Annotated in this window: 15 protein-coding genes; 2 read left to right on the forward strand and 13 right to left on the reverse strand. The window is 58.0% G+C overall.

Translation table 11 applies throughout. The annotated features are described in order from the left end of the window. Positions 1-19 precede the first annotated feature (19 nt). From JFN90_RS20055 to JFN90_RS20100, 10 genes are all read right to left on the reverse strand, one after another. Positions 20-709 (reverse strand): ribonuclease HII, encoded by a 690-nt coding sequence (locus tag JFN90_RS20055; RefSeq protein ID WP_199396902.1) that lies wholly within the window; start codon positions 707-709, stop codon positions 20-22. A 208-nt stretch (positions 710-917) separates the two neighbouring features. Further along, positions 918-1,274 (reverse strand): 50S ribosomal protein L19, encoded by a 357-nt coding sequence (rplS, locus tag JFN90_RS20060; protein ID WP_199396903.1) that lies wholly within the window; start codon positions 1,272-1,274, stop codon positions 918-920. 93 nt (positions 1,275-1,367) lie between these two features. After that, entirely contained in the window at positions 1,368-1,937 is a 570-nt protein-coding gene (locus JFN90_RS20065; RefSeq protein ID WP_199396904.1) for an RNA methyltransferase, read from the reverse strand. Next, entirely contained in the window at positions 1,934-2,686 is a 753-nt protein-coding gene (trmD, locus tag JFN90_RS20070) for a tRNA (guanosine(37)-N1)-methyltransferase TrmD (RefSeq protein WP_199396905.1), read from the reverse strand. The genes JFN90_RS20065 and trmD overlap by 4 nt, the downstream gene beginning before the upstream one ends. After that, positions 2,683-3,201 (reverse strand): ribosome maturation factor RimM, encoded by a 519-nt coding sequence (gene rimM / locus JFN90_RS20075; protein WP_199396906.1) that lies wholly within the window; start codon positions 3,199-3,201, stop codon positions 2,683-2,685. Before rimM ends, trmD begins: the two co-directional genes overlap by 4 nt. Before the next feature lie 3 nt (positions 3,202-3,204). Then, positions 3,205-3,435: a KH domain-containing protein gene (locus tag JFN90_RS20080; protein ID WP_129124527.1), complete on the reverse strand. Its 231-nt coding sequence runs from the start codon at positions 3,433-3,435 to the stop codon at positions 3,205-3,207. A 50-nt stretch (positions 3,436-3,485) separates the two neighbouring features. Next, positions 3,486-3,752, reverse strand: a complete 267-nt coding sequence (gene rpsP / locus JFN90_RS20085; RefSeq protein WP_135869506.1) for a 30S ribosomal protein S16 — start codon at positions 3,750-3,752, stop codon at positions 3,486-3,488. 106 nt (positions 3,753-3,858) lie between these two features. Further along, positions 3,859-5,223, reverse strand: a complete 1,365-nt coding sequence (ffh, locus tag JFN90_RS20090; protein WP_199396907.1) for a signal recognition particle protein — start codon at positions 5,221-5,223, stop codon at positions 3,859-3,861. Positions 5,224-5,515: 292 nt separating this feature from the next. After that, positions 5,516-6,106 (reverse strand): sulfurtransferase-like selenium metabolism protein YedF, encoded by a 591-nt coding sequence (yedF, locus tag JFN90_RS20095; protein ID WP_199396908.1) that lies wholly within the window; start codon positions 6,104-6,106, stop codon positions 5,516-5,518. Continuing rightward, a complete protein-coding gene (locus JFN90_RS20100) occupies positions 6,093-6,365 on the reverse strand; it encodes a DUF3343 domain-containing protein (protein ID WP_199396909.1) in 273 nt (90 codons plus the stop codon). The genes yedF and JFN90_RS20100 overlap by 14 nt, the downstream gene beginning before the upstream one ends. A 94-nt stretch (positions 6,366-6,459) precedes the next feature. Between JFN90_RS20100 and JFN90_RS20105 the strand changes: the two genes are divergently transcribed. Both JFN90_RS20105 and JFN90_RS20110 read left to right on the forward strand, forming a co-directional pair. Continuing rightward, positions 6,460-6,723 (forward strand): hypothetical protein, encoded by a 264-nt coding sequence (locus JFN90_RS20105; RefSeq protein ID WP_199396910.1) that lies wholly within the window; start codon positions 6,460-6,462, stop codon positions 6,721-6,723. Continuing rightward, on the forward strand, positions 6,710-7,186 hold the full coding sequence (locus tag JFN90_RS20110) for a DUF721 domain-containing protein (protein WP_236019087.1): 477 nt from the start codon (positions 6,710-6,712) through the stop codon (positions 7,184-7,186). Before JFN90_RS20105 ends, JFN90_RS20110 begins: the two co-directional genes overlap by 14 nt. 42 nt (positions 7,187-7,228) lie before the next feature. Here the strand turns inward: JFN90_RS20110 and JFN90_RS20115 are convergent, their stop codons facing one another. From JFN90_RS20115 to JFN90_RS20125, 3 genes are all read right to left on the reverse strand, one after another. Then, the gene (locus JFN90_RS20115) at positions 7,229-7,594 is read right to left on the reverse strand and encodes a four helix bundle protein (RefSeq protein WP_199396911.1); all 366 of its coding nucleotides are present in this window, start codon (positions 7,592-7,594) and stop codon (positions 7,229-7,231) included. Between the two features lie 27 nt (positions 7,595-7,621). Further along, positions 7,622-8,377, reverse strand: coding sequence for a tRNA1(Val) (adenine(37)-N6)-methyltransferase (locus JFN90_RS20120; protein WP_199396912.1), 756 nt, complete (start codon positions 8,375-8,377; stop codon positions 7,622-7,624). A gap of 132 nt (positions 8,378-8,509) precedes the next feature. Beyond that, positions 8,510-8,890 (reverse strand): GxxExxY protein, encoded by a 381-nt coding sequence (locus JFN90_RS20125; RefSeq protein WP_199396913.1) that lies wholly within the window; start codon positions 8,888-8,890, stop codon positions 8,510-8,512. Positions 8,891-9,082: the final 192 nt, after the last annotated feature.

Raw genomic sequence — 9,082 nt, forward strand, 5'->3', positions numbered from 1 at the left:
GAATGGGAAATTAGTGAGGTTAAAAGGAGAAAAGACCGCTGGATGTCTCGGAGGCGGCACCCGGCTCGGCGGGACAGTGTTCCTTGACGCCGCTGAAGCTCCGACGATGAATCGGGCAGGGGCCGAGTTCCGCGATGGCGGCCAGGTGTGAGGCTGCGCCGTATCCTTTGTGGCTGGCGAAGCCGTAGCCGGGGAACTGGACGTCGTAGTCCACCATCATCCGGTCGCGGGTCACCTTGGCGATGATGGAAGCGGCCGCGATGGAAAGACTGAGGGAATCGCCTTTTTTCACGGTGCGCTGCGGGATGTTCATGGGGACGCTAGAGATGCCGTCGATGAGGAGGAAGTCGGGGGCGATGCTCAGGCCGCGCACGGCGTCGCTCATCGCGGAGAGCGTGGCCTGGAGGATGTTGATGCGATCGACGAGGGTGTGGTCGCCGATGCCGACCCCCACCGCCAGGGCCTCGCGGTAGATCACGTCGAAGAGTTCTTCCCGTTTCTCCTCGGTGAGTTGCTTGGAGTCGTTTACTCCGGGAAGGAGCATCCCCGTGGGGAGGATGACCGCAGCGGCCACCACCGGTCCCGCCAGCGGACCACGCCCGGCCTCGTCGATGCCGGCGATGCGGGCGTAACCGCGCCGCAAGGCCTGCCCTTCGAGGGCGAGCATGTCGATAGGAGCATCGGGGTTGTCGGAGAAAAGACCGGTCATCGTAAAACCTTAAACCATTGGCCATGGAGAAAATCTGAGAACTTCGGAGAAAACCTAGAACCAGAAAAGACTTTTTGGTTTTACCCCCAAAGCCTTTTGCCTCTCTCAGATTTTCTCTGATTTTCTCCGTGGCTAACGGTTTTCCGCTTTTGATTCAATAAAAAAAGCCCCGGTCGCCGGACCGGGGCTTTTACGGAATCTCGCGCCCTTACTGACCGGCGACGTACTTCCTTTCCTTGATCCTGGAAGCCTTACCGCGCAGCTTGCGCAGGTAGTACAGCTTCGCACGACGAACCTGGCCGCGGGTCACGACTTCGATCGCCTCGATGGACGGGGAGTGCAGCGGGAACACCCTCTCCACGCCAACGCCGTTGGAGATCTTCCTCACGGTGAAGGACTCACGAATGCCGCCGTTCTGACGGCCAAGGCACACGCCCTGGAAAGCCTGGATACGGCTCTTGTCACCCTCGACGATCTTTACCTGCACCTTGACGGTGTCGCCAGGAACGAAAACGGGGATGTTCTTCTTCATCTGTGCCATTTCAATCATGTCAATCTTGTTCATTTGGTACTTCCTCCCTTATCTGGAACCTCTAGCATAAGACTTAATACTGACAGTGAACCTGCATTACTCGACTACAACCTATCCGTCCGGCGCCTAGCGCCCGAAAAGCCTGTCCAGCATGATCGATGCCGCGGAACGTACCGAGAGGTGGTTGTAATCACCCGCCCCCTTGATCGGTTCCAGCACCAGATCGCTCTTGTTGAACACCTGCTCGATGAGCCCCCAACCGGTCCCCAAAAGTAGCAGGTAGGGCTGCTCGGGGTCCGCGTCGATGAGCGTCTTCAGCTCGGCGAAAGTTACGCTGTTGGGCCTGCCGGAGGCGCCGGTCACGACCACCTTGGGCCTGCGTCCGGTACGGCTCTCGATGTCGGCGATGGTCGACTCCAGCGTTTCTTCGCACTGTAGCGTCTCCAGCGCCATCTTCCGCTTGGGATTGTAGGTGGACCCCCAACCGGTGAGCCAGTGCTCCCGCACCTTCTCAACGAGCTTTATCTGCTCCTCAACCGGGGTCACGATGTAGTAGCGGGCCAGACCGAAGGTCCGGGTCAACCGCGCCATGTCGTGGATGTCCAGGTTGGTTACCGAGGTCGCCACCACATCCTTGTGCTTGTCGTACACCGGATAGTGGATCAGCGCCATGCTGAAGTTAGCCGCCGAGGTCATGCCTCCCCCTTGCTCACATGGGGGTCCAGCCCCAGCTCTTTCAGAAGTTTCTTGTCCTGCTTGCTCCACTCGACACCGTCGAGGAGCTCGGGACGGGAGGCGAGCGTTCTGCTGATCTGCTCCTTCCTACGCCACTTGGCGATCTCGGCATGATTGCCGGAAAGGAGGATGTCGGGAACCTTCTCGCCCCTGAATTCGGGGGGCCTGGTGTACTGCGGGTACTCCAAAAGCCCGTCTGCAAACGAATCGTACTGGGCCGACTCTTCATGCCCCAGTACCCCCGGCACCAGCCGGGACACCGCGTCAACGATCACCATGGCGGCGATCTCTCCGCCGGTCAGCACGAAATCTCCCAGGGAGATCTCGTCATCCACGAACAGGGTACGCACCCGCTCGTCGACCCCTTCGTAGCGGCCGCAGATGATGATCAGCCCTTCCTCGCGGGAAAGCTCCTGCGCCACCTGGTGGGTGAAAGGACGCCCCCCCGGCGTGGTGAGGATCACCTTCGAGCCCGGCCGCTTCTCCTTGACCGCCTCGATGGCGCCGGCAAGCGGCTCGACCTTCATCACCATCCCGGCGCCCCCTCCGTAAGGAGAGTCGTCGGCGGTGGCGTGCTTGTCGAAAGCCCAGTCGCGGATGTTGTGCAGGCCGACCTCGATGAGTCCCTTGTCGCTCGCGCGCTTCAGGATGCTCTCGGTCATCGGACCCTCGAACATGGCCGGAAACAGGGTCAGAATGTCGAATTTCATAGATCGAGCAGCCCCTCGGGAAGAGAGACCGTCATGCGACCTGCAGCCAGGTCAACAGACAATACGACGTCGTCGAGCGCGGGGATGAGCACCTCGCGCCCGTGGTACTTGACCACGTAAACGTCGTTGCTGCCGGTTTCAATGATGTCGACCAGCTCTCCCAGCTCTTCCCCATCCGACGTCACAACCTGGAGTCCCAGGAGGTCGGACCAGTAGAACTCGTCGTCGGGGAGGTCCGGGAGCGCCACCCGGTCGGCGTAGATCTCGCTGCCGACCAGGTGCAGCACCTGGTTGATGTTATCGAACGGTTTCAGGGTCAGGATGACCCGTTTGCCGTTCGCTTTGGCGGAGACCACGGGAAATTCTTCCGTGACTCCTTTCGGAGACTTGAGAAAAACGCTTTTAAGCTGCGAAATGCTCGAGGCATCCCCCGCAAAGGGAATGACCCGCAACTGTCCCCTGATCCCGTGTGGCCCTTGGATCTTGCCAATCAATACTTTGTTACTACCGGACATCTATCACTCTACGATTTTAAGGATGGCTTTCTTGTTATCCTTTGTTGAGACAGCGTTGAGCAGAGTACGGATCGCCTTTGCCGTGCGACCCTCCTTGCCGATGATACGCCCCATGTCCTCTTTTGCGACGGTCAGCTTGATTACGTTGGTCTCTTCTTCCAACTCCTCTGTTGCTTTCACCTGGGTGGGATCGTCTACGAGTGCCCTGGCGATGGTCTCAACAAGCTCTTTCATGTCGCTATCCTCTGTAGTGTGGAATGCCGGCTGGCCGGTACTAAGAGATATTAAGCGGCAGGGGCGACGAACTTCTCCCAGATGCCGGTCTTCTTAAGGATCTGCTTGACCGTGTCAGTCGGCTGAGCGCCTTTGCCGAGCCACTCCAGAGTCTTCCCTTCTTCCAGGTTGTACACCGCCGGGTTTTTGTTCGGGTCGTAGGTACCGACGTTCTCGATGAAGCGCCCGTCCCTGCGGCTACGGCAGTCAGCAACTACTACCTGGTAAAAGGGTTTCTTCTTAGCGCCCGCACGTGCAAGTCTGATCTTTATTGCCATTTCTTCCTCCTGGTATTCTCGGATCCTTGAGATCCGCCATTGCGTGTATTGTGTTTACGATTCTGGTAACTGTATCTGAGTTGCTGCAATAGTCAAAGGCAATCGTTTAAAAGGGGAGCATCCCTTTTCCCATGCCTTTCATCCCTTTCATAAGCCCCTTGGGGCCCATCTTCTGTAACTGTTTAACGACCTTCTGAGCTTCCGTGAAACGCTTCAAGAGCTGGTTTACTTCCTGGACGCTGGTGCCGCTACCCTTGGCGATCCTCAAACGGCGGCTGCCGTTGATGATGGTGTGGTTGGCGCGTTCCTTGGCAGTCATGGAATCGATAATCGCCTCGATCCTCTTCAGCTCCTTCTCGGAAGGCTGGGCGCCCTGCATCTGCTTCATCGCCTTCCCCATGCCGGGGATCAGGTTCATGATCGATTCCAGCGAACCCATCTTCTTGATCTGCTGCAGCTGATTTCTGAAGTCCTCGAGGTCGAACTGCCCCCCGCTCTTCTTCATCTTCTGCTGCATGCGCTCGGTCTCCTTCTCATCGAAGGAAGCCTGCGCCTTCTCGATCAGGGTGAGCACGTCGCCCATGCCGAGGATGCGCGAGACCAGGCGGTCGGCGTGGAACACGTCCAGCGCGTCCAGCTTCTCGCCCAAGCCAACAAATTTAACAGGTTTTCCGGTGACCGCTTTGATGGAAAGCGCCGCGCCACCCTTGGCGTCGCCGTCGAGCTTGGTCAGGACGACGCCGGTGATGCCGAGGCGGTCGTTGAAACCCTGCGCCACGTTGACCGCTTCCTGGCCGGTCATGGCGTCGGCGACGAAGAGTATCTCGCGCGGGGCCAGCTCGTCGCGGATCCCTTCCAGCTCTTCCATCAGGTAATCGTCGATCTGGTGGCGGCCGGCGGTATCGTAGATGATGACGTCGAAACCGTTCAGGGTCGCGTAGCGCAGCGCCTCGCGGCAGATGTCGAGCGGCTTCTGAGTCGCCAGCGAGTCGAACACCTCGATGTCGAGCTGACGGCCGAGCACTTTCAGCTGCTCGATCGCGGCCGGGCGGTACACGTCGGCCGGGACGAGGAGCGGCTTCTTCCTCTGCGCCTTCAGGTACTTGGCCAGCTTGCCGCACGAGGTCGTCTTACCGGCACCCTGCAGGCCGACCAGCATGATCGCTACCGGCGGCTTGGCCGCCAGGTCGAGCGAGTTATCCTCGCCGCCGCCCATGAGGAGCACCAGCTCGTCGTGGACGATCTTGATCACTTGCTGCCCGGGGGCGAGGCTTTGCAGCACCTCGGTGCCGACCGCGCGGGTGCGTACCTTTTCGATAAAGTCCTTGACGACCTTGAAGTTTACGTCGGCTTCCAGCAGCGCAAGACGGACCTCGCGCAGTGCATCCTTGACGTTGTCTTCGGTCATCACCCCCTGGCCGCGGAGCTTCTTGAAGACCAGGTCGAGTTTATCGGAAAGAGCTGCGAACATCTGTAAACCTATAAGCCATCGAAATGACGAGTTATTTTTTGCAATAAAACCACGCGGGCCGGCAAAAGCGCACAGGTATCCCGCGGCAAGAGAGTCACTTTAGTGGATAATGTCGCAAATTGTCAAGCTAAAACCTTTAGCAACAACGAAAAACAAAAACCGTTGGCCACGGAGAAAATCTGAGGACTTCGGAGAAAACCCAAACCACAAACCTGAAGATTTTTTGGGTGCCCCCCTAAAAGCCTTTTGCCTCTCTCAGATTTTCTCAGATGTGCTCCGTGGCCAATGGTTTTTACAGCCGCACCACGGAGCGTGCCAAGAGCATCGTTTCCGCGATGGTGAACATGTTGGTCACGCCCCCCGCGGCCAGCGTCTCCTTCTTCTTATAGAAGTCGAGGCAGATGCCGCAGGAGAGGACCTCGACGCCGCGGTTGCCGAGCTCGTTCAAGGTCTCGACCACCTCGGACCCTTCCGCGGCGAGCAGGACCCCGGAATTGACGAAGAAGATCCGGTCCGGCAGTTCGCTCAGATCCAACAGGGTCATGATGAAGTTCTTCATCAAGAGGCGCCCGAGGTCTTCGGCGCCATCGCCCATCCGGTCCGACCCGACCAGCATCACGGTAGGGCCTGCGGCAGCGGCGGGTGCGGGAGTCGCTTCCCGCGCGGCGATGACGCCCGGGCCGGTGATGGTGAAGGCGAAGCCGTCTTCGAGCGCCTCCTCCTGCACCTGGTAGCCGCGCCCCTGCGCGAAGCGCTTCACGTTCTCGCGCGGCGCGCCGTCATCGAGAAGCACGTGCAACTCACCCTGCGTCGACTCGAGCGCGCGCTTAACCTGCACTACCGGCAGCGGGCAGGCCATTCCCCTCACGTCAAGCTTGTTCATTTTCGTCTCCTATCTTTACGAAGCTGTCTCCGTTTTTTCTGTACAGATCGCGCGGCAAGAGCCCCGCCGCGGCGAGCGCCCCTTCCACCTCGCCCCGCACATCCTCGGCGTACCGGATCGCCAGGCCGCAATCGGCCGCGAGGGCACGCGGTGCCGGGATGAGCAGTATCTTGAGCTGTTTATCCTTTAAGAGCCGCTCCGCCTCCATCACGCGGTGGATGGAATTGAAGATGGCCACGAAATCTCCGTCTTTTATCACAGCAACTCCTTAACCTGTTCGAAAAACCAAAGCAATAGAAGCACATTGACAAAGGGAGGTCAAACCCATAGTATTACCGACCCGAGAGGTAAACATGGAAACCGTGCTTTTCGCAGCGGCACTCGTAGTTGTGGCCACCCTGATCAACATTCCCCTTGGGTACCAGAGACAGTCCTACCCGAAGTTCTCCTTCGGCTGGTACTTCTACGTCCACATCTCCATTCCCGCCATCATCTACTTCAGGATCAAGACCGGGCTGGGGTGGGGATTCATTCCCTTCAGCATATCGAGCGCGGTGTTAGGCCAGATCATCGGCGGCAGGATGTACCGCAAGAGACACCCGGTTGACGAAGAATAAACGTCCCAAGATGAAAAGGCCGGCGCCGGTCACCGACCTCCTTACCGCCCTCTTGCGCGGCACCCCCGCCGAGGTCCGCCTCAAGGAAGGGCGCATTTGGGAAGTCTGGGACGAGGCTGTGGGCGCCAAGATTGCGGCCCATGCCCAGCCCGCCACCTTCCGCGAAGGCACCCTCACCCTCCACGTCGACAGCGCCCCCTGGATGCAGCAGCTCAACTACCTGAAGAAAGAGTTGATCACCAAGGTGAACGAGGCCCTGGACCAGGAACTCGTCAAAGAGATCCAGCTCAAGGTGGGCAAGGTCAGGTCAACGACCGCCAAGCCGCAGCAGGCGCCCAAGCGGCGCAAGCTGAGTGAGGACGAGCAAGTCTGGATCAAGGAACAGGCCGAAACAGTCACCGACCCTGAGCTGCGAGCCGTCTTCGAAAATCTCATCCGTAAAGACAAAGAGCACAGGGGCTAGGGACTAGGGGCTGGGGGCTAGCAAAACCTGCACCCCAACCTGCTACACCTTTGATTCCAAGGACCTCTGAAGCGAGCGCAACATCCTTCCAAGCTCATCACACTGCCGCAAGACATTGTCCAGCAATACAGCATCTAAATAACCAATCTTGTTCCCGATCATCAGCTGTGTTTCCAGTTCAGCCAACGAGCCCAAGCTGATCGTCAGGAAATGGAGAAATTCTTTCCGGGATCCTCGGGCATGCCCCTCTGCAATGTTGGAGGGGACAGAGACTGCAGCTCTTTGTATCTGGCTAGTTAATCCGAAGACCTCGGCTTTGGGAAACAAGCGCGTTAGAGCGTAAACTTGCCCAACCAGTTCAACGCCAACCTGCCACACCTTGAGGTCTCGGTAGCTGCGAACGTCCATGGCTCGTCTCCTGGTTTTTACTAGCCCCTAGTCCCCAGTCCCTAGCCCCTCTTTTCTGTAGATCCTCAACTTCTCGCGGCTGTACCCGCCATCCTCGCCTCTGACCATCAAGGGCGGCTCCACCTTCAGCTCTCCGGTTCTACCTTTCCCCAGCTCAATCATGAACATGCGGGCGTCCATCGAGCTGTTGCCGTGCACCATGCGTAGTCTCAGTGGCGCGAGCTTCTGCACGGCGGCCTGCGCCATCAGCTCCGCCAACCGACAAGTGTGGTAGATGAGGCAGATGCGGCCCGAAGGCTTCACGAGGTACTTCGCCGCCGCCAGGAAATCGGCCAACGTCGCGCTCGTCTCGTGGCGCGCCTCGTCGCGTCCGGCCCGGGGGCTGATCTTACCGGTGCCTGGACGGCGGTAGGGCGGGTTGGAGACTACCAAGTCGAAGCTGTCCACCGCGAAGCGCGACTTTAGCGAGATGACATCGTCCTCCACGATCTTGACCCGTTCCGTGAGACCGTTCAGCGCGACGTTACGGTTAGCGATATCCGCCATCACCTGTTGGAACTCGATTGCCGTGACCGAGGAATTTTGCGCCAGACGTGCCAGGAGCAGCGCGATAACGCCGCACCCCGTCCCGAGGTCCGCGCACGACTCGCCGTCCCGTACCTTTGCGAAGTCCGCCAAAAGCAGCGGGTCCACCGAGAACCGGTACCCGTGCCGCGGCTGGATGATGCGCAAGTCATACCCCGAAAGCTCGTCCAGAGTTTCACATTCAGCAGAAACGACCATAAAAACCTATATTTAACGCAAAGCCGCAGAGACGCAAAGGAAACGAAAATCGTTAAGTCTTAGGGGTACGACCCAAAAGAAGTTCTTAGCGCCTTTGCGTCTTTGCGTTAATAACCGGTTTGCCTTTTGTAGTCACAAACCATTTACTACTCTATGAATCCCATCCTTCACAAGCTTTTCACCGAAGTTAATGACCATGCCCAGCTTCAGGTTCAGCATACGCAGATAGGTGAGTGCCTGTGATTCAAAGATGGTGTTGTACTGACTGACAGCCTTCACTTCGACCACCACCAATTTCCCGACCAAAAGATCCAGCCTGAGCGGGACGCCTAATTCGTGCCCTTTATAGGTTACGGGCACCTCCAACTGACGCCCGACTGGAAATCCGCGTTGCTTTAACTCCCAAGCCAGAGCCTCCTCGTACACACATTCAAGAAGACCAGGTCCACCCAAGTTTCTGTGAACCTCTACAGCACAATCAACGATATGGGCGCTCAATTCATTTTCCGTCATCTACCACCTCCGAGCGTAAAGCCTTACGCGCAAAGAGGAGCATAACTGGAAAAACAGTTTAATCAAAAGCGATGTAACGCAAAGCCGCAGAGACGCTAAGGAACCAAAACATAGGAATCAAGCCTTGATTTACCCTAAAAAAGTTTTTCTTAGCGCCTTTGCGGCTTTGCGTTACAAATCAGGTTATTTCCT

This window comes from Geomonas propionica (assembly GCF_016458235.1).
Lineage (GTDB): Bacteria > Desulfobacterota > Desulfuromonadia > Geobacterales > Geobacteraceae > Geomonas > Geomonas propionica.